This window comes from Aquincola tertiaricarbonis (assembly GCF_023573145.1).
Lineage (GTDB): Bacteria > Pseudomonadota > Gammaproteobacteria > Burkholderiales > Burkholderiaceae_C > Aquincola > Aquincola tertiaricarbonis_B.
In genome coordinates this window covers 2,769,774-2,787,568 of record NZ_CP097635.1, presented here as the reverse complement: position 1 = coordinate 2,787,568, position 17,795 = coordinate 2,769,774, and the positions used below count along the sequence as shown (strand labels likewise).

Here is a 17,795-nt window from a genome sequence, read left to right as displayed (position 1 = left end):
CGGCCAGGAGATCGGCCCCGAGGGCCGAGGGAAGTCGCGTCAGGCGGCCTGGCGGCGACGGCGCGCCAGCATCAGCACCACGCCCAGGCCACCCAGCATCAGCGCATAGGTCTCGGGCTCGGGCACCGGCACGGCCACCACCTGGGTGAACACGTCGCTTTGCGTCAGCGTCATGCCGTAGAGCTGCGCATGCTGCACGCCGGTGAAGTCGATGCTGAACGAGGTGATGGGCTGGCTGACGCTGCTCAGGTCCCACTGCAGGCCGTACTGGTTGATGTACAGCGACTCTTCACCGGTCGGCATGCTCACCGTGCCGTTGAAGAAGGCTTCCAGCGTGCTGGAGAAGGTGGCGGCCACGCCGGTGGTGGTGCCCGCGGCGGTGGTGTAGCTCAGCGTCGGCAGCACGCCGTTGTAGAAGTCGTAGGTCCAGGCTTCGCCGATGCCCACCTGAAACACCACCGTCTGCAGGTTGGCCAGCGGGGTGCTGTCGGTCACGCGCAGCGTGCCGCCGTTGTTGTTGTAGGCACCGCTGAAGCCGCCGAAGTACATCGAGCCGCTGGCCACATAGGGCGCGCCGCCGTTGCCGTTGGCCACCTTGCTCAGCGCGGCGGCATCGCTGCCCGTGCTGTTGACTTGCGAGGTGATGGGCGCCGGCCAGGCACCCGTGCCCGGAAAGCCGGGGTAGCCGGTGATGCCCGGCACGCCGTTCTGCGCGAAGGTGGTGAGGTTGACCCAGGCGTTGTTGCTGACGTTGCCCGCGGCGTCCAACGCGCTGGCCAGGTCCACCTGATGGTCGGCGTAGCTGCCGTAGGTCTGGGCGCCGGCCTGGGCCGCGGCCACCAGGCCCAGCGTGAACAAGGTGGCGCGCAGCGGGGTGCGGAAGTCGAGGGATGGCATGAAAAGGTCCTCCTGGTGTTGGATGTGGATGGGTGTCGCTCGATCAGCGGCGCCCTCCCCCACGGAGGCGAACCGTCGGCACAGATGATAATGATTCTTATTTGAAAAGCAACAAGCCGTGACGCAGACAGGGGTTCATGAGCCTGTTTTAAATAAGAACCATTCTTGTTTATAGTGTTCAGCATCCCCTCCATCACCTCCCATTGCAAGGGCTGGCCGCCGCGCGCCCGAACCTCGAACGCCCTTCATGCGCCCTGCTCTGTCCGCTTCCTCCTTGTCCGCCGCTGCCGCCCATGGCGCGGCCAGTCTGCACGACATCGCCGCTGAGCTGCGGCAACGCTTCGAGGCCGCCCGCCAGGGCGGCCTGCGCCACCGCGAAGCCGCCGCCAGCCTGGGCTTGAGCGAAGGCGAAGCCGCTGCCCTGCACAGCGCCGCGGCCGGCGTCGGCGCCGATGCCCCCGGCCTGCGCAGCGTGCGCCTGCGCGGCCCCTGGCTGGACCTGCTGCGCGCGCTGGAGCCCTGCGGTCCCTTGATGGCGTTGACCCGCAACGATGCAGCCGTGCACGAGAAGACGGGTCCGTACACCGGCCTGGCCGCCCAGGGCCCGGTGGCGCTGGCGCTGGGCGACGACATCGACCTGCGCCTCTTCTTCAACCACTGGAAGGCGGGCTATGCGCTGCATGAGCCTGCACGCCAGGCGGGCGGCACGCCCACCTTGAGCCTGCAGTTCTTCGACGCGCACGGCACGGCGGTGCACAAGATCTACCCGCGCGCCGGCACCGACCTGCCCCGCTGGCACACGGTGGCCGACGACTATGCCGATGCGGTGGGCGCGCTGCCGGTGTTCACGCCGCTGCCGGCGGACGACCCGGCACCTTCGGACGCCGGCATCGACGTGGCCGCCTTCGGCCAGGCCTGGGCGGCGCTGCGCGACACGCATGAATTCCACGGCCTGCTGAAGCAACACGGCGTGGAACGGCAGCAGGCGCTGCGGCTGATGGAAGGCCGCTTCACCCAGCGGCTGCCCACCGATGCGTTGCGCCAGCTGCTGCAGGGCGCATCGGCTTCGGCCCAGCCCATCATGGTGTTCGTCGGCAACCCCGGCTGCATCCAGATCCACACCGGCCCGGTGCAGCGCGTGGAAGTGCTGGGGCCGTGGCTGAACGTGCTGGACCCGGGCTTCAACCTGCATGTGCGGCAAGACCAGCTGGCCGCCGCCTGGGCGGTGGACAAGCCCACCAGCGACGGCACCGTCAGCTCGCTGGAAGTGTTCGATGCGCAGCGCCGGCTGGTGCTGCAGTGCTTTGGCGCCCGCAAGCCCGGCCAGCCTGAAGCCCCCGGCTGGCGCACGCTGCTGCAGGCCGTGAGGGCCGGCCGATGAGGCGCCGCGCCCTGTTGGCCGGCGGTGCATGGGCCGGCGGTGCATGGGCCGGCGGTGCATGGGCCGGTGCCGGCCTGGCCTTGCCCGCACGCGCGCAGACCGCCGCGGCGCCCACCGCCACCGCACCGCGGCTGGTGTGCGTGGGCGGCGCGCTGACCGAGATCGTCTACCGCCTGGGCGCCGCCGCCCAGCTGGTGGGCACCGACACCACCAGCCTCTACCCCGAGGCGGCCCAACGCACGCCCAAGGTGGGCTACCAGCGGCAGCTGTCGGCCGAAGGCCTGCTGTCGTTGCGGCCCGATGTGCTGCTGACCACCGACGAAGCCGGCCCGCCCACGGTCATCGAGCAGTTGCGCGCTGCCGGCGTGCGGGTGATCAGCACCACCACCAGCCACGACCTGGCCGAGGTGCAGCGCAAGATCGACGCCGCCGGCCAGGCCACCCGGCGCGAGGCCGAAGCCGCCGCCTTGCAGCAGCAGCTGCTGGCCGACTGGCAGCGCAGCCGCCAGGCCCTGCCACGCCTGGCCGGGCCGGCGCCGCGGTTGCTGTTCGTGCTGGCCCATGGCAATGCGCCGCAGGTGGCCGGCGCCGGCACCGGGGCAGAAGCGATGCTGCGCCTGGCCGGTGGCCGCAATGCGCTGCAGGGCTTCAACGGCTACCGCGCGATGACGGCCGAAGCCGTGGTGGCCGCCGCGCCCGACCTGGTGCTGAGCACCCGGCAGGCGGTGCAGGCGGCGGGCGGCGAAGCCGCCTTCTGGCAGCTGCCCGGCCTGTCGCTGACACCGGCCTTTGCTGCACGCCGGCTGCAGGCGCCCGATGCCTTGTGGCTGCTGGGCTTCGGCCCGCGGCTGCCGCAGGCCGTGACCGAGTTGGCGCAGTGGATCGCCGGCACGCCCGCCGCACGCGCCTGAGCGCCGCAGCATGACCGACTGGACCCACCCGGCGCGGCGCCTGCCGCGCCCGCTGCTGCTGGCCGGCCTGGCCCTGCTCACGCTGCTGGCCCTGGTGGCCGCGGCCGGCAGCGGGGCCTATGCCATCGCACCCGGCCGGCTGTGGCAGCTGCTGGTGCAGCCGCCGGTGCCATCGGCGACCACGCCAGAGGCCGACCAGCTGGTGTTCTGGACCCTGCGCGCCCCCCGCCTGCTGCTGGCCGTGTGCACCGGGGCCGCGCTGGGCCTGGCCGGCGCGCTGCTGCAGGGCGTGTTCCGCAATCCGCTGGCCGACCCGGGCCTGGTGGGCGTGTCCAGCGGCGCGGCCCTGGCGGCGGCGCTGGCCATCGTGGCCGGCGAAGCCTGGTGGCCCGCCCTGCCGCGGCTGCTGGGCAGCTGGACCCTGGTGGTGTGCGCCTTCGGAGGTGCCTTGCTGGCCACCGCGCTGGTTTACGCCGTGGCCCAGGTGCGCGGCGCCACGCGGCTCACGGTGATGCTGCTGGCCGGCGTGGCCATCAACGCACTGGCCGGTGCGCTGCTGGGCTGGATCAGCCAGGTGGCCACCGACGCCCAGCTGCGCGCGCTGCAGTTCTGGCTGCTGGGCAGCCTGGGCGGCGCCCGCTGGTCGGCGGTGGCCGGCGTGGGCGCGCTGGTGCTGCTGGCGCTGCTGGCCGCGCTGCGGCTGGCCCGCCCGCTGGATGCGCTGGCGCTGGGTGAAGCCCAGGCCCATGCCATGGGCGTGGCGGTGGAACGGGTCAAGCGCCAGGCCGTGCTGTGCGTGGCGCTGGCGGTGGGTGCCGTCACCGCGCTGACGGGCATCGTCGGCTTCGTCGGCCTGGTGGCGCCGCATGGCGTGCGCCTGCTGGCCGGCCCCGGCCACCGCGGGCTGCTGCCCGGCTCGGCCCTGCTGGGCGCGGCGCTGGTGCTGGTGGCCGATGCCTTTGCCCGCACCGCCGCCGCCCCGGCCGAGCTGCCGCTGGGCGTGCTCACCGCTGCCATCGGCGCGCCCTTTTTCCTGCTGCTGTTGATGCGGGGGCGTGAGCATGCGTGACGACATCAGGCCCGCCGGGGCCATCGCCTTGCAGGCGGTGCAGGTGCATGGGCAGGTGCGGCGGCGCGGCCGGCGCCTGCTGGGGCCGCTGGACGCGCAGTTCCAGCCCGGGCGTGTCACCGCGGTGCTGGGGCCCAACGGCGCCGGCAAGTCCACGCTGCTGTCGGTGCTCACCGGCTGGCGCCGGCCCGATGCCGGCACCGTGCACTGGCAGGGTCGGCCGCTGCCGCAGATCAGCCCCGCCGCGCTGGCCCGCCAGCGTGCGCTGGTGGCGCAGGACACCCAGGTGGCCGCCGACTTCCGCGTGCATGAGCTGGTGGCGCTGGGCCTGCTGCCGGCACGGCCGGCCGACCCTGAAGCCTGCGTGCGCCAGGCCATCGCCGCCTGCGGCCTAGCGGGCCTGGCCGATCGCAGCGTGGCCACGCTGTCGGGCGGCGAACGCGCCCGCGCGCAGCTGGCCCGGGCGCTGGTGCAGATCGAGGCACTGTCGCCGCCCGTGGCCGGCGCCCCGGCCCGCTGGCTGCTGCTGGACGAGCCCACCGCCGCGCTGGACCTGCAGCACCAGCATGCGCTGCTGCAGCTGGTGCGGCAGTGCGCGCTGGCCGGTGGCATCGGCGTGGTGGTGGTGCTGCACGACCTTAACCTGGCGCTGCGCCATGCCGACGATGCGCTGGTGCTGCAGCAGGGCCGTGCACGTGCGCTGGGCCCGGTGCGGCAGGTGCTGCAGCCGGCGCTGGTGCAGGACGTGTGGCAGGTGCAGGGCCGCGTGATGCAGGCCGACGACGACGTGCCGCAATACCTGTGGCAGCCGCCGGCGGACGGCCCGCTCACATCACCGTGGCATGCGGGTGCAGCGGGTGGTCCAGCGTCTCGGCCACCAGCCTGAGCGCGCGGTCGCAGTCGTCCAGCGAAGCCGGGCCGCCCAGGCAGATGCGCACCGCATCGGGCGGGTTGCCGTCGGTGCTGAAGGCCGCGCTGGCCACCACCGCCACGCCCTGCGTGCGCAGGTAGGAAGCGCACTCCACCACGCTCCAGGCGCCCTGCAGCGGCAGCCACAGGTGAAAGCACTCGGGGTGGGCCACCACGCCCCAGGGGCCCAGGTGCTGCAGCGCCAGCGCATGCCGCTCGCGGCAGGCGGTGCGGATGGCTTCCAGCACCGCATCGGCGGTGCCGTCGTTCACCCATCGCGTGACCAGGGCATTGGTCAAGGGCGAGGCCATCACCGTGGTGGCGCGCAGCGCACCGGCCAGCCGCTGCGCCAGCCGCGCATGCGGCGCCAGCACATAGGCGCTGCGCAGGCCCGCGCCCAGGCACTTGGAAAAGCCGGTGACGTAATAGGTGAGGTCGGGCGCCAGCACGGCCAGCGGCGGCGGCAGGCGTTCGGTGGGCAGCATGCCGTAGGCATCGTCCTCGATGATGGGCACCGAAAAGCGCAGCGCCACATCGGCCAGCGCCTCGCGCCGCGCGCGCGACATGGTGGCGGTGGTGGGGTTGAGCAGCGTGGGGTTGCAGTACACCGCCTTGGGCGACAGCGTGCGGCAGGCATGCTCGAAGGCCTCCACATCCGGCCCGTCGTCGTCCAGCGGCAGCGCATGCAGCTGCACGCCCAGCTGGGTGCCGATGGCCTTGAGCCCCGGGTAGGCCAACGCATCCACGCACAGCAGCTCACCGGGGCGCGCCAGCTGCGAGATGAGCGCGGTGAGCACGCTGTGGATGCCCGGGCACACCAGCAGCCGGTCGGCGCTGGCCTGCGGCAGCCGCCTCTGCAGCCAGCGGGCGCCGGCCTCGCGGTCTTCGGCCGTGCCGCCGAAGTCCTGGTAGCGCAGCAGCGCATGCAGGTCGCTGTGGGCCATCAGGTCGGCGGCGCTGTCGTGCATGCGGGCCAGCAGCGCTTCGTCGTGCGGCTCGGGCGGCAGGTTCATCGTCATCTCGGCGCCGCTGCCGCCGCGCAGCGGCAGCGCCGGCGCCTTGCCGCGCACATAGGTGCCGAAGCCGGCGCGTGAATCGATGAGCCCGCGCTTGCGTGCCTCGGCATAGGCGCGGGCCACGGTGGTGTAGTTCAGCTGCAGCTCGTCGGCCAACTCGCGCAGCGTGGGCAGCCGGTCGCGCGCGGCCAGCCGGCCATCGCGCAGGTCCTCGGCGATCAGGTCGGCAATCGCCAGGTAGGCGGGCCGGTCCTGGCTGGCCAGGCGCTTGCGCCAGTGCGCGGTGGGTTTGGTCATGGGGTACGGCTGATCGCATGCAACCCGGGGGCTGATCGCATCAAGCATGCCCGCCCTGCTGCGCCCGGCGTGCACGGCCGGCCTGTTCCTGCTTGGTGCAGCGGGGGGCCGCGCAGCCCCATTGATCGGGTGCATTGATCGCATCGCCGCCGCCCTGTGGCGGTGCGGTGCCGCGGGCCCATCTGCACACCCGAACGCCGACAAGACGCCGACAAAAAAAGTTGCAAAGCCGCGCGGGCGCCACGCCCTTGATTGATCGGGCCTTGATTGCATGGCCGGTCCGGGCCACTGGCACATCGCATGCGAAATGGACCGCAGCCACCGCGCCGCCGGCGCAGGCGGCGCCCCCGCAAGCGAAACCCCACCACGGAGTCACCCATGCCCAAAGTCACCAAGCCGCAGAACCAGAAAGGCGAGTTCCTCGTCGACTACGAAGAGAAGGTGTTCGAGGACGTGAAGGCCGAGCCCGGCGAAAAGGCGCTGGTCACCTTCCACACCGTGGCCTTCGAAGGCTCGATCGGCTTCGTCAATCTGCTGCAGGCCACGCGGCTGCAGCGCAAGGGTTTCGAAACCTCCATCCTGCTGTACGGCCCGGGCGTCACGCTGGGCGTCAAGCGCGGCTTTCCGACGCTGGGCGACGAGGCCTTTCCCGGCCACCAGAACTTCAACAACCAGATCACCAAGTTCATCGCCGAAGGCGGCAAGGTGTACGCCTGCCGCTTCGCGCTGCAGGCCCTGTACGGCCACGGCGAAGGCTCGCTGATCGAAGGCATCCGGCCCATCAGCCCGCTGGACGTGCTGGACATCGTGCTGCTGCACCGCAAGCAGAACGCCTTCATCCTCGACACCTGGACGCTGTGAACAAGCGCGTGGTCCGTGCGGCCGCGGTGCAGATCGCGCCCGACTTCGACCGCCCCGAGGGCACGCTGGACCGGGTGTGCAGTGCGATCGACGAGGCCGCCGCGCGCGGCGCGCAGATCGTGGTGTTCCCCGAAACCTTCGTGCCCTACTACCCGTACTTCTCGTTCGTGCTGCCGCCCTGCCAGCAGGGCGCGCCGCACCTGTTGCTGTACGAGCGGGCGGTGGTGGTGCCGGGGCCGGTGACCACCGCGGTGGCCGAGCGGGCCCGCGCCCGCGGCATCGTGGTACTGCTGGGCGTGAACGAGCGCGACCACGGCAGCCTGTACAACACCCAGCTGCTGTTCGATGCCGACGGCAGCCTGAAGCTGCAGCGCCGCAAGATCACGCCCACCTACCACGAGCGCATGGTGTGGGGCCAGGGCGATGCCGCCGGCCTGCAGGTGGTGCCCACCGCGGTGGGCCGCGTGGGCGCGCTGGCCTGCTGGGAGCACTACAACCCACTGGCCCGCTATGCGCTGATGGCCCAGCACGAAGAGATCCACTGCGCGCAGTTCCCAGGCTCGCTGGTGGGCCCCATCTTCGCCGACCAGATGGCGGTGACCATCCGCCACCATGCGCTGGAGTCGGGCTGCTTCGTCATCAACGCCACCGGCTGGCTGACGGATGCGCAGGTGCGGGCGGTGACACCCGACCCCGCCCTGCAGCAGGCACTGCGCGGCGGCTGCCACACCGCCATCGTCTCGCCCGAAGGCAAGTACCTGGCCGAGCCGCTGACCGAAGGCGAAGGCATGGTGCTGGCCGACCTGGACCTGGCGCTGGTGACCAAGCGCAAGCGAATGATGGATTCGGTGGGCCACTACGCCCGCCCCGAGCTGCTGAGCCTGGCGATCGACCGCCGCCCTGCCCGCACGATGTTCGACATGCCCGCCGACCTTGAACCGAGGAACCCCCATGAGCCTGAACCCGGCCACGCCCAGCCCCGCCACCCGGCAGCTGATGACGGAGCTGCAATCGCACGGCCTGCGGCTGCTTGACCCCGGCGCCGGCGCGCCCAGCCGCCGCGGCGGCGCCGGCCCGTCGGACCACAAGGCGGTGACGGTGGACGGCCACACCGTCATGGTGCCGGTGCATACCTCGTCGGCCTGGCAGTCGCCCTTCGTGGCCGAGGCGCCGGGCGCCGACGGCGCCAGCCTGCTCAAGCGCGGCAGCATCCCCATCGCGCAGATCGCCTTTCCGAAACAGCCGCGCTTTTATGCGCTGCAGACGATGGACGGCGTGCCCTACTCGCACATCGCCACGCTGCACGGCGCCGACGTGCTGGCCACCACCGTGCTGCAGACCTGCATCCGCTACGAGAGCCGGCGCAAGGCCTGCAAGTTCTGCGCGATCGGCCAGTCGCTGGCGGCCGGCCGCACCATCGCCCACAAGACGCCCGAGCAGCTGGCAGAGGTGGCCCGCATGGCGGTGCTGCTGGACGGCGTCAAGCACATGGTGATGACCACCGGCACGCCACCCGGCGACGACCGCGGCGCCCAGGTGCTGGCCGACAGCGCCTTCGCCATCCAGGCCGGCTTGCCCGCCGGCCATGTGCTGCCGCTGCAGGGCCAGTGCGAGCCGCCCGACGACGACCGCTGGTTCGCGCGCATGCACGCGGCCGGCATCTCCACGCTGGGCATGCACCTGGAAGCGGTGACGCCCGCCGTGCGTGAACGCATCATGCCCGGCAAGGCCACGGTGCCGGTGCAGCGCTACCTCAGCGCCTTCGAGGCGGCGGTGCAGGTGTTCGGCCGCGGCCAGGTCAGCACCTACATCCTGGCCGGCTTGGGCGACACCCGCGAAGACATCCTGGCCATGTGCCGCACGCTGGTGGGCCTGGGCGTGTACCCCTTCGTCGTGCCCTTCGTGCCCATCAGCGGCACGCCGCTGGAAGACCACCCGGCCCCCGATGCCGGCTGGATGAAGTCCATCCTGGAGCCGCTGGGCGCGATGCTGTCGCAGGCGGGCCTGCGCTCGGTCGACATCAAGGCCGGCTGCGGCAAGTGCGGTGCGTGTTCGTCGCAGTCGCAGTACGAGACGGCGGAGGTGCTGGCATGAATGCGCTGCTGGATGCGATGGATGATGCTGCGCCGGATCAGGCCGAGGCCTACCGCCCCTGCGAGTTCCGCATCAAGTGGGCTACCGCCGGCTGGGAGCAGCGCGAGGCGATGGCGCTGCGCCGGGCGGTGTTCTGCATTGAGCAGGGCGTGTTCGTCGGCGACGACCTCGACGCGGTGGATGCGCAGGCCCAGACCCTGGTGGCGGTGGCCTGCGTGGCCGGCCTGCCCGACCAGGTGGTGGGCACCGTGCGCATCCACGAAGCCGAGCCCGGCCTGTGGTGGGGCTCGCGGCTGGCGGTGCATGCGGCCTTTCGACACCACGGCCGGCTGGGCGCCACGCTCATCCGGCTGGCGGTGGCCAGCGCCCATGCACGCGGCTGCCGCGTGTTCCTGGCTCATGTGCAGCAGCAGAACGCCCCCATGTTCCAGCGCCTGCACTGGCAAGCGCTGAAAGACGAGCTGCTGCATGGCCGCCCGCATGTGCTGATGCAGGCCGATCTGGCGGCGTATCCACCCTGCGTGGATGTCTATACAGGTTACGTCACGCGCAGCACGGCCACCGCATGACCCACGCCGCCGAAGACCTGTGCGAAGCCCTGCGCGCCAGCCGCGGCTTCCTGCACAAGCAGGACATCTCGCCCGCGATGGCCGCACTGGCCCAGTCGCAGCGCCTGGCTCCGCCCGGCCTGCTCACCGTGCCCAACGGCGACGACTGCGCCGCGCTGGCCGATGGCCAGGGCGGCCACCTGCTGCTGGCCATCGAGGGCTTCGTCGACGACTTCGTGGAACGTGAACCCTGGTTCGCCGGCTACTGCGGCGTGATGGTGAACCTGAGCGACATCGCGGCCATGGGCGGCCGCCCGCTGGCCGTGGTGGACGCGCTGTGGAGCGCCGGCAGCCAGGCTGCCGAGCCGCTGATGCAAGGCCTGGCCGCCGGCGCGCAGCGCTACGGCGTGCCCATCGTCGGCGGCCACAGCAACCACCGCAGCAGCCGCGGCCAGCTGGCGGTGGCGGTGCTGGGCCGTGCGCAGCGGCTGCTCAGCAGCTTCAACGCCCGGCCCGGCGACGTGCTGGTGATGGCGGTGGACCTGCGCGGTGCCTGGCAGGAGCCCTACCCCTACTGGAATGCCTCCACCCCCGCACCGGCCGAACGGCTGCGCGCCGACCTGGACCTGCTGCCGCAGCTGGCCGAAGCCGGCCTGGCCGATGCCGCCAAGGACATCAGCATGGCCGGCGCCGTGGGCACGCTGCTGATGATGCTGGACTGCTCACGCTGCGGCGCGGTGATCGACGTCGATGCGATGCCGCGGCCGCACAGCGTGGCGGCGGATGACCCGGCCGCGCTGCTGCGCTGGCTCACGGCCTTTCCCAGCTATGGCTTCGTGTTCAGCCTGCGGCCGGCGCAGGTGGCCCCGGTGCTGCAGCGCTTTGCCGAACGCGGCATTGCCGCCGCCGCGGTGGGCACGGTGCAGGCCCAGCCCGCGGTGCAGCTGCGCCATGCCGGCCAGCAGGCCCTGCTGTGGGACCTCGCCGCGCGCCCCTTCATCACCGCCTCCGAGGTGGCCCATGCCTGACGTGGCCACGCGGCCGCTGCGCATCGCGCTGCTCACCCATTCGGTGAACCCGCGCGGCGGCGTGGTGCATGTGCTGGAGCTGGGCCGCGCGCTGCAGCAGGCCGGCCAGCAGGTCACGCTGATCGCCCCGGCCGCGCCTGGCCAGCGCTTCTTCCGCGACACGCCCTGCGCGGTGGAGATCGCAGCGCTGCCCAGCCCGCCGCCCGACGCACCCACCGACCTGGCCGGCCAGGTGGCGGCGCGCATCCAGGCCGTGCGCACGCACCTGCAGCACACGCGGGCGGCCGAGCGCTTCGACCTGCTGCACGCCCATGACGGCATCGGCGGCAACGCGCTGGCCGACCTGAAGGCCCAGGGCCGGCTGCGCGGCTACGTGCGCACCGTGCACCATGTCGATCGCTTTGCCGATGCGCGGCTGCAGGCCTGGGAAGCACGCTCGCTGCGCGAAGCCGGCCTGCTGCTGTGCGTGAGCCAGCTGTGGCAGCAGCGGCTGCAGGCCGAGCACGGCCTGGCAGCCCATGAAGTACCCAACGGCGTGGACCTGCGGCGCTACCACCCCGCACCGCAGCCGGAAGACGCCGCCGTGGCCCGCGTGCTCGGCCTGGAAGGCGGCGCGCCACTGGTGCTGGCCATGGGGGGCATCGAGGCACGCAAGAACAGCTTGCGGCTGCTGCAGGCCTTCATCCTGCTGCGCCGGCAGCTGCCACGCGCCCGGCTGGTAGTGGCCGGCGGCGCCAGCGTGCTGGACCATGCCGGTGAGGTGCAGGCCTTTCACACGCTGATGAACCAGGCCGGCCTGCAACCCGGCGCCGACGTGCTGCTGACCGGCCCGGTGCCCGATGCGATGGTGCCGGCGCTGTACCGCCGGGCCGACGTGCTGGCCATGCCTTCGCTGCTGGAAGGCTTCGGCCTGGCCGCACTGGAGGCGCTGGCCTGCGGCACCCGCGCGGTGGTCTCACGCATGCCCCCTTTCACCGAGCACTTCGCGCCCGAAGGCGATGTGCACTGGGCCGATCCGCTGGAGCCGGCCTCCATCGCCGCGGCGCTGCGCGAAGCGGTGGCCCTGGGCCGCCGCACGCCGCCCGCGGTGTGCCAGCGCTACGGCTGGGCTGCCAGCGCCCGGCGCCATCTGGCGCTTTACAGCGCTTATCTGCAAGGAGAAAACATGCCCGCGATGCACTACCAGCTGCGCTGGCCCGATGCCAGCGAAACCACCTGCTACTCACCTTCGCTGGTGATCAAGGACTACTTCGAGCCCGGCGCCGCCTACCCGCTGCCCGACTTCCTGCAGCGCGTGCGGGAAGCGACGCAGATCGCCTCCGACCGCGTGCAGGCCAAGTACGGCTTTGCCTGCTCCGCCGCGGCCGAGCAGCTGCGCAGCATCGAACACACCGCCGCCCGCTTCAGCCAGCAGCCCGACGCCCGGGTGCAGGTGATCGCCTTCCAGGAATGAACCGCATGAACACTGCTTCAACCCCCCACCACGCGGTGGCCATCGTCGGCGGCGGCCAGGCGGGCCTGTCGATGAGCGCCTGCCTGCAGCAGGCCGGCATCGGCCACATCGTGTTCGAGAAGCACCGTGCGATGCACGTGTGGCAGACGCGGCGCTGGGACAGCTTCTGCCTGGTGACGCCCAACTGGCAGTGCGCCCTGCCCGGCCACCCGTACGACGGCGACGACCCGCACGGCTTCATGACCAAGCCCGAGATCGTGGCCTGGCTGGAGCGCTTCCGGCGCAAGGTGAACCCGCCGCTGCGCGAGGGCGTGACGGTGCGCCTGGTCAAGCCGCGGCCCCAAGGCGGCTACCTGCTGCGCTACGAGGTGGCGGGCGAGCCCGGCCTGCAGGAATGCACCGCCGACCAGGTGGTGGTGGCCTCTGGCGGCTACCACCTGCCCATCGTGCCGCGCATGGCCGAGCGGCTGCCGGCCAGCGTGCGGCAGCTGCACTCGGAGCAGTACCACAACGCGGCCGAGCTGCCGCCCGGCGCAGTGCTGGTGGTGGGCTCGGGCCAGAGCGGCGCGCAGATCGCCGAAGACCTGCACCTGGCCGGCCGCCAGGTGGTGCTGGCGGTTGGCGACGCGCCGCGCTGCGCCCGCTTTTACCGCGGCCGCGACGTGGTGGACTGGCTGGCCGACATGGGCTACTACGACATGCCGGTGGGCCAGCATCCGCTGCGCGAAGGCGTGCGCGACAACACCAACCACTACGTCACCGGCCGCGACGGCGGGCGCGACATCGACCTGCGCCGCTTCGCGCTGCAGGGCATGCAGCTGCATGGCGCGCTGCAGGCGGTGGAACCGCAGGACGATGGCGACGTGTTGCTGCGCTTCAAGCCCGGCCTGGCCGAGGTGCTGGACCGCGCCGACGCCACTTACAACGGCATCAATGCCAGCATCGACCAATACATCGAGCGCATGGGTCTGCAGGCCCCGCCGTCCAGCCGCTACCAGCCGGTGTGGCAGCCCGGCGAAGAGCCGCTCACGCTCAGCCTGCAGCAGGCCGGCATCGGCAGCGTGGTGTGGTGCATCGGCTTTGCGCCCGACTTCGGCTGGCTGGACGCACCGGTGTTCAACGGCCGCGGCCAGCCCCAGCACGAGCGGGGCGTCACGGCCTTGCCGGGCCTGTACTTCCTGGGCCTGCCCTGGCTGCACACCTGGGGCTCGGGCCGCTTCTCGGGCGTGGCGCGCGATGCGCAGCACCTGGCCGAGGTGATCGCCGGCGAGCGCAGCACCCAAGCCCCTGCCACGCTGCCGGCCGCAGTGCCCGGATAAGCTCCCGGGCATCTCCTGCCCTGGATCCGACCATGATCACCGTTCTGCATGAGCAGCGCAGCACCGCGCTGGCCGACGCCCAAGCCGAAGGCGATGCCCTGTGGCTGACCGCCACCGACATCGAAGCCGCCACCGGCTGGCAATGGAAGCCAGAAGGCCTGTGCCACGGCGACGTGTGCATGCCGGTGCCGCCCGCGCAACGCGCCCAGTGGGTGCGTGAAGAAGCCGCCGGCCAGCCCGCCCGCCTGAACCTGGCCGCGCTGTGGCGCCACGGCGGCCAGCCGGTGGTGCATGACGGCAGCGGCCGCAACTGGGTGCTGGGCACCGGCGCCGCGCAACGGGCCGAGGCCTTGCAATCGCTGCAGGCACCTGACTTCACGCTGCCTGACCTGCAAGGCCAGCCCCACAGCCTGAGCCAGTACCGTGGCCGCAAGCTGCTGCTGGTGACCTGGGCCAGCTGGTGCGGCTGCCGGCTCGACCTGGCGCTGTGGCAATCGATGATGAACGAGCTGCAGGACACCAACTTCACCGTGCTGGCCATCGCGCTGGACACGGCCGAAGCCGCCCGCCCGTGGATCGAGGCGGCCGCGCCCAGCTACCCCTGCCTGATCGACGCCGACCATCACGTGGCCGCGCTCTACGGCATCGTCAACGTGCCGCAGGCGGTGTGGATCGACGAAGCAGGCCGCATCGTGCGGCCGACCGAGACCGCCGGCTCCAGCGATGCCTTCCGGTCCATCGACCGCAGCACCGGCGCCCTGGCGCCCGAGCTGGCACAGGCCAGCCAGCAGCGCAAGGCCGCCTACCTGGCCGCGGTGCGCGACTGGGCCCGCCAGGGCCCGGCCAGCGCCCATGCGTTGCCGGCGCCGCAGGCCGCGGCCCGCGTGCCCGCGCCCAGCGCGGCGCAGGCCGAGGCGCATGCCTGGTTCCTGCTGGGCCAGCAGCTGCTGCGCCAGGGCCAGGCAGACGCAGCGCGCAGCGCGCTCGACCGCGCCAGCCAGCTGCACCCCGACTCCTGGGCCATCTGGCGCCAGCACGCCCCGCGCGACGCCCGCGGTCTGGCCGTGGGCGAGGCCTTCTGGGCCCGGGTGGACGCCTTGGGCGACAAGCCGTACTACGCGCCAGCGCAGCTGTGAGTTCCACAGCGTGCCTGGCGCCCTTGCCTGTCAGGCACGCACGGCCTGGCACGAGTAGCAGCCACGCCGCGCGTTGTGCAGGTGCAGGTAGGCCACGGCGTCATGGCTGAACAGGCGGACGATCTCGCTGGCCGCATCGATGCCCTCGCCCACGCTGGCGTCCACGATCATGTGGTCGGCATCGTAGGCGCGGTAGGAGATGAGTCGGCTGCTCACGTAGCCCGGGACCACGCCCGCAGGTAGCTGGCGCTGCACGGCGCCGCGGCGCACGTAGATCGGACCCGAAGCACGGTAGGGAGAGGCCGCCGGCTGGTGCAGGTACGGCAGCAGCAGCAATTCATCGCCGGGCTGCGCGTCCTCCAGGCTGATGCGGCAGGGATAGCCCGGCGACGCGTCGGCGATGCACCGCCGGGCCGACCGCTCGGCCAGTTGCCGGTCAGGCAGGTCGAAGAGCGGGATGAAGGGCGTCGGGTCGAGGCCGACCAGCTGGAAACTGAAGGACATGAGTGCTCCTGAAAAAGGAGTCCCATGCTCCCGCCACGGCCTGTCGCCGGCTCGCCGGATTCGGTCCTGTGATTGCGGGCGGGCTGATCTCAAGCAAATGTGGCTCTGCCACTGTGCTTGATCCCCGCGGGGGACGGCCGGCCGAGGCCGGCCTGGGGGCGTTTAGAAGGCCGGCGTGATGGTGCCCTTGTACTTGGTCTGGATGAACTGCCGCACCTCGGGCGTGTGCAGCGCGGCCACCAGCTTGCGGATGGCCGGTGAATCGGCGTTGTCCGCGCGCGCGGCGATGAAGTTGCCGTAGGCCGACTTCAGGCCGTCTTCCAGGAACAGCGCGTCCTTGAGCGGGTTGAGCTTGGCCTCCAGCGCATAGTTGGTGTTGATCAGCGCCAGGTCCACGTCGCCCAGCGCACGGGGCAGCTGCGCGGCTTCCAGCTCACGGAACTGCAGCTTGCGCGGGTTGTCGACCACGTCGCGCGCGGTGGCCTGGATGCTGATCGGGTCCTTGAGCTTGATCAGGCCTTGTTGCGCCAGCAGCGCCAGTGCCCGGCCCGAGTTGGAGGGATCGTTGGGGATGGCGACCACGGCGCCCGTCTTGAGTTGCGCCACCGAGGTGATCTTGCGCGAATAACCGCCGAAGGGCTCGATGAGCACCGCGCTGTTCGGCACCTCCACCACCTTGGTCTTGCGGTCCTTGTTGAAGGCGCGGAGGTAGGGCCGGTGCTGGAAGAAGTTGGCCTCCAGCTGGCCTTCGTCCACCACCAGGTTGGGCTGCACGTAGTCGGTGTACACCTTGACCTGCAGGTCGATGCCCTCGGCCTGCAGCTTGGGCTTCACGAACTCCAGGATCTCGGCATGCGGCACCGGCGAAGCCGCCACCCGCAAGACCGTCTGCGCCTGCACGGTCTGCAGCGGCAGCATCAGGGCCACTGCGGTGAAGGAAGCGACACGAAGGAACAGGCGTTTCGAAGAGAGGCGCATGAAAGCGATCAAAGGTTGCGATGCCATTCACTGTAGGCACAAGCACCTGATCGCGTAGCGACCGATTGGCATAAGCAACTGATGCCGCCGCAGTTGCGTTGGCATCGACAACTAGCGTTGTCCCGCCAGCCGCCGCAGCTCCCACGACAGCCGGGCATGGCGGGCAGCCTCTTCTTCGGTGGCGCCGTAGCCCGTGATGCCGCTGCGGCCCTTGAGCCTGACGCGGATCGGATGCCGGGCGTCGCCGGTGTGTTCGATCACCAGGCGCTGGCGGCGGGTCCAGAGTTCGAGGGTGAGGTGCGGTGCGGTATCCATGGGTCGCAGACTCTAGAAGCCCGATGCCGACGGCCGCCTGACCGCCGGATGACATCGGCGTCATCGCACGGAACTTCGATCGGCGCCGCGAAACAGTAGGTCATGCAAACAGTTCGACATCTGCTGGCAGCCGGGGTGGCCGTGGGTTGGCTGGCCAGCGGCCCGGCCGCGGCCCAGGACCGGGTGAAGCTCGACGGCTTTGCCATCGACCGCCACGAGGTCAGCATCGCGCGCTTTGCCGAGTTCGTGCAGGCCACCGGCCTGGTGACAGCGGCCGAACGGGCAGGCAGTGGCCATGAGTGGGGCCAGGGCTGGGAACGGCGCCCGGGCTGGAACTTCCGCCGCCCGTTCGGGCAGGTGCCGGCCAGCCCGCAATGGCCCGCGGTGCACGTCAGCTGGTTCGAGGCGCGCGACTATTGCGCCTGGGCCGGCGGCCGCCTGCCCACCCGCGATGAATGGGCGCGCGCCGCCTACACCGAACAACGCTCCAGCCAGGGTTTCGTCCAAGGCCGCACCTACCCATACCCCACCGGCGACAGCGCCGACGGCGCCAACACCAACGGTACCGACCCCTGGCCCACCCTGGCGCCCGCCGGTGCCACTCGCCCTGGCGTCAATGGCCTGTACGACATGGGCGCCAATGCCTGGGAATGGCTGGCCGATCGTCAGGGTGACACCGCGCTCACCGCCGGCGGCTCGTGGTGGTACGGCCCGGCCCAGACGCAGGCCAGCGCCATGCAGTGGAAGCCGGCCGAGTTCTACGTGGTGTACATCGGGCTGCGTTGCGTATGGGACGCGGCGGACTCCCCTGCCGCTTCGCGTTGAAAGCCGCACGCCCTGCGTCGGCGCTTCAGCCGGGTACCGCGCGCGAAAGCACCGTCTTCTGGAACTGCGGCATCACCCGTGCGATGCGGCGGATCAGCTCGGCGTTGGCATCAACGGCGTAGACCTTGATCAGGTGGTTGGGCTGGCGGTGGATGCTGCGCCGCTGACCGGCCTGGTGCCACAGGTCCTGGTGGCGCAGGTCTTCAAAGCCCACCTCGCCCAGGCGGGTGATCTGGTGCAGCGCATCGCGCTCG

The 17,795-nt window shown here is 71.5% G+C and carries 19 protein-coding genes and 1 pseudogene; 14 read left to right on the top strand and 6 right to left on the bottom strand.

Translation table 11 applies throughout. The features are described 5' to 3' along the window. Positions 1 to 39 precede the first annotated feature (39 nt). Positions 40 to 897 (bottom strand): PEP-CTERM sorting domain-containing protein, encoded by an 858-nt coding sequence (locus MW290_RS12805; protein WP_250195035.1) that lies wholly within the window; start codon positions 895 to 897, stop codon positions 40 to 42. Positions 898 to 1,171: 274 nt separating this feature from the next. Between MW290_RS12805 and MW290_RS12800 the strand changes: the two genes are divergently transcribed. From MW290_RS12800 to MW290_RS12785, 4 genes are read left to right on the top strand one after another with little or no spacing between them, the layout of a single operon-like run. Then, positions 1,172 to 2,278: a hemin-degrading factor gene (locus MW290_RS12800; protein ID WP_250195034.1), complete on the top strand. Its 1,107-nt coding sequence runs from the start codon at positions 1,172 to 1,174 to the stop codon at positions 2,276 to 2,278. Further along, positions 2,275 to 3,189, top strand: a complete 915-nt coding sequence (locus MW290_RS12795) for a heme/hemin ABC transporter substrate-binding protein (protein ID WP_250195033.1) — start codon at positions 2,275 to 2,277, stop codon at positions 3,187 to 3,189. Before MW290_RS12800 ends, MW290_RS12795 begins: the two co-directional genes overlap by 4 nt. A 10-nt stretch (positions 3,190 to 3,199) precedes the next feature. Further along, a complete protein-coding gene (locus MW290_RS12790) occupies positions 3,200 to 4,258 on the top strand; it encodes a FecCD family ABC transporter permease (RefSeq protein ID WP_250195032.1) in 1,059 nt (352 codons plus the stop codon). Further along, the gene (locus tag MW290_RS12785) at positions 4,251 to 5,144 is read left to right on the top strand and encodes an ATP-binding cassette domain-containing protein (protein WP_250195031.1); all 894 of its coding nucleotides are present in this window, start codon (positions 4,251 to 4,253) and stop codon (positions 5,142 to 5,144) included. The genes MW290_RS12790 and MW290_RS12785 overlap by 8 nt, the downstream gene beginning before the upstream one ends. Here MW290_RS12785 and MW290_RS12780 read toward each other — a convergent pair. Further along, positions 5,086 to 6,480 carry an aminotransferase-like domain-containing protein gene (locus MW290_RS12780; RefSeq protein WP_250195030.1) on the bottom strand — a complete coding sequence of 465 codons (1,395 nt, stop codon included), beginning with the start codon at positions 6,478 to 6,480 and terminating at the stop codon, positions 5,086 to 5,088. The two genes, MW290_RS12785 and MW290_RS12780, sit on opposite strands and share 59 nt — an antisense overlap. Before the next feature lie 378 nt (positions 6,481 to 6,858). On the opposite strand from MW290_RS12780, the gene MW290_RS12775 reads away from it, so the two are divergent. From MW290_RS12775 to MW290_RS12735, 9 genes and pseudogenes are all read left to right on the top strand, one after another. Then, a complete protein-coding gene (locus MW290_RS12775) occupies positions 6,859 to 7,341 on the top strand; it encodes an MSMEG_0572/Sll0783 family nitrogen starvation response protein (protein WP_250195029.1) in 483 nt (160 codons plus the stop codon). Then, positions 7,329 to 8,375: a Nit6803 family nitrilase gene (locus tag MW290_RS12770; RefSeq protein ID WP_250196673.1), complete on the top strand. Its 1,047-nt coding sequence runs from the start codon at positions 7,329 to 7,331 to the stop codon at positions 8,373 to 8,375. The genes MW290_RS12775 and MW290_RS12770 overlap by 13 nt, the downstream gene beginning before the upstream one ends. Further along, positions 8,338 to 9,435 carry an MSMEG_0568 family radical SAM protein gene (locus MW290_RS12765; protein WP_250196672.1) on the top strand — a complete coding sequence of 366 codons (1,098 nt, stop codon included), beginning with the start codon at positions 8,338 to 8,340 and terminating at the stop codon, positions 9,433 to 9,435. The genes MW290_RS12770 and MW290_RS12765 overlap by 38 nt, the downstream gene beginning before the upstream one ends. Beyond that, complete coding sequence (locus MW290_RS12760) at positions 9,432 to 10,004, top strand: MSMEG_0567/Sll0786 family nitrogen starvation N-acetyltransferase (protein WP_250195028.1); 573 nt, start codon at positions 9,432 to 9,434, stop codon at positions 10,002 to 10,004. The genes MW290_RS12765 and MW290_RS12760 overlap by 4 nt, the downstream gene beginning before the upstream one ends. Further along, complete coding sequence (locus MW290_RS12755; protein ID WP_250195027.1) at positions 10,001 to 11,011, top strand: sll0787 family AIR synthase-like protein; 1,011 nt, start codon at positions 10,001 to 10,003, stop codon at positions 11,009 to 11,011. The genes MW290_RS12760 and MW290_RS12755 overlap by 4 nt, the downstream gene beginning before the upstream one ends. Beyond that, positions 10,935 to 12,143 (top strand): annotated as a pseudogene (locus tag MW290_RS12750) (MSMEG_0565 family glycosyltransferase); the annotation flags it as partial. The gene MW290_RS12755 and the pseudogene MW290_RS12750, both read left to right, overlap by 77 nt. Positions 12,144 to 12,176: 33 nt before the next feature. Continuing rightward, on the top strand, positions 12,177 to 12,464 hold the full coding sequence (locus tag MW290_RS12745) for an MSMEG_0570 family nitrogen starvation response protein (RefSeq protein ID WP_250196671.1): 288 nt from the start codon (positions 12,177 to 12,179) through the stop codon (positions 12,462 to 12,464). 5 nt (positions 12,465 to 12,469) lie between these two features. Further along, complete coding sequence (locus MW290_RS12740; protein ID WP_250195026.1) at positions 12,470 to 13,783, top strand: MSMEG_0569 family flavin-dependent oxidoreductase; 1,314 nt, start codon at positions 12,470 to 12,472, stop codon at positions 13,781 to 13,783. 32 nt (positions 13,784 to 13,815) lie between these two features. Next, positions 13,816 to 14,919, top strand: coding sequence for a TlpA disulfide reductase family protein (locus MW290_RS12735; protein WP_250195025.1), 1,104 nt, complete (start codon positions 13,816 to 13,818; stop codon positions 14,917 to 14,919). Between the two features lie 30 nt (positions 14,920 to 14,949). Here MW290_RS12735 and MW290_RS12730 read toward each other — a convergent pair whose 3' ends face one another. The 3 genes from MW290_RS12730 to MW290_RS12720 form a co-directional block, all read right to left on the bottom strand. After that, positions 14,950 to 15,423, bottom strand: a complete 474-nt coding sequence (locus MW290_RS12730; protein WP_250195024.1) for a DUF1203 domain-containing protein — start codon at positions 15,421 to 15,423, stop codon at positions 14,950 to 14,952. Between the two features lie 162 nt (positions 15,424 to 15,585). Next, positions 15,586 to 16,401, bottom strand: coding sequence for a MetQ/NlpA family ABC transporter substrate-binding protein (locus MW290_RS12725; RefSeq protein ID WP_250195023.1), 816 nt, complete (start codon positions 16,399 to 16,401; stop codon positions 15,586 to 15,588). Positions 16,402 to 16,512: 111 nt separating this feature from the next. Further along, positions 16,513 to 16,716, bottom strand: a complete 204-nt coding sequence (locus MW290_RS12720; RefSeq protein ID WP_250195022.1) for a hypothetical protein — start codon at positions 16,714 to 16,716, stop codon at positions 16,513 to 16,515. Between the two features lie 102 nt (positions 16,717 to 16,818). Here MW290_RS12720 and MW290_RS12715 point away from each other — a divergent pair, with 102 nt between their 5' ends. Beyond that, positions 16,819 to 17,541 (top strand): formylglycine-generating enzyme family protein, encoded by a 723-nt coding sequence (locus tag MW290_RS12715; RefSeq protein WP_250195021.1) that lies wholly within the window; start codon positions 16,819 to 16,821, stop codon positions 17,539 to 17,541. Positions 17,542 to 17,566: 25 nt separating this feature from the next. Here MW290_RS12715 and MW290_RS12710 read toward each other — a convergent pair whose 3' ends face one another. After that, positions 17,567 to 17,755, bottom strand: coding sequence for a hypothetical protein (locus MW290_RS12710; protein ID WP_250195020.1), 189 nt, complete (start codon positions 17,753 to 17,755; stop codon positions 17,567 to 17,569). Between the last annotated feature and the right edge of the window lie 40 nt (positions 17,756 to 17,795).

Excerpts from the sequence above, each read along its gene's own strand:
- MW290_RS12805 (WP_250195035.1), bottom strand. The coding sequence starts at position 897 with ATGCCATCCCTCGACTTCCGCACCCCGCTGCGCGCCACCTTGTTCACG.
- MW290_RS12795 (WP_250195033.1), top strand. The coding sequence starts at position 2,275 with ATGAGGCGCCGCGCCCTGTTGGCCGGCGGTGCATGGGCCGGCGGTGCA.
- MW290_RS12790 (WP_250195032.1), top strand. The coding sequence starts at position 3,200 with ATGACCGACTGGACCCACCCGGCGCGGCGCCTGCCGCGCCCGCTGCTG.
- MW290_RS12785 (WP_250195031.1), top strand. The coding sequence starts at position 4,251 with ATGCGTGACGACATCAGGCCCGCCGGGGCCATCGCCTTGCAGGCGGTG.
- MW290_RS12780 (WP_250195030.1), bottom strand. The coding sequence starts at position 6,480 with ATGACCAAACCCACCGCGCACTGGCGCAAGCGCCTGGCCAGCCAGGAC.
- MW290_RS12775 (WP_250195029.1), top strand. The coding sequence starts at position 6,859 with ATGCCCAAAGTCACCAAGCCGCAGAACCAGAAAGGCGAGTTCCTCGTC.
- MW290_RS12765 (WP_250196672.1), top strand. The coding sequence starts at position 8,338 with ATGACGGAGCTGCAATCGCACGGCCTGCGGCTGCTTGACCCCGGCGCC.
- MW290_RS12760 (WP_250195028.1), top strand. The coding sequence starts at position 9,432 with ATGAATGCGCTGCTGGATGCGATGGATGATGCTGCGCCGGATCAGGCC.
- MW290_RS12755 (WP_250195027.1), top strand. The coding sequence starts at position 10,001 with ATGACCCACGCCGCCGAAGACCTGTGCGAAGCCCTGCGCGCCAGCCGC.
- MW290_RS12745 (WP_250196671.1), top strand. The coding sequence starts at position 12,177 with ATGCCCGCGATGCACTACCAGCTGCGCTGGCCCGATGCCAGCGAAACC.
- MW290_RS12740 (WP_250195026.1), top strand. The coding sequence starts at position 12,470 with ATGAACACTGCTTCAACCCCCCACCACGCGGTGGCCATCGTCGGCGGC.
- MW290_RS12735 (WP_250195025.1), top strand. The coding sequence starts at position 13,816 with ATGATCACCGTTCTGCATGAGCAGCGCAGCACCGCGCTGGCCGACGCC.
- MW290_RS12730 (WP_250195024.1), bottom strand. The coding sequence starts at position 15,423 with ATGTCCTTCAGTTTCCAGCTGGTCGGCCTCGACCCGACGCCCTTCATC.
- MW290_RS12725 (WP_250195023.1), bottom strand. The coding sequence starts at position 16,401 with ATGCGCCTCTCTTCGAAACGCCTGTTCCTTCGTGTCGCTTCCTTCACC.
- MW290_RS12720 (WP_250195022.1), bottom strand. The coding sequence starts at position 16,716 with ATGGATACCGCACCGCACCTCACCCTCGAACTCTGGACCCGCCGCCAG.
- MW290_RS12715 (WP_250195021.1), top strand. The coding sequence starts at position 16,819 with ATGCAAACAGTTCGACATCTGCTGGCAGCCGGGGTGGCCGTGGGTTGG.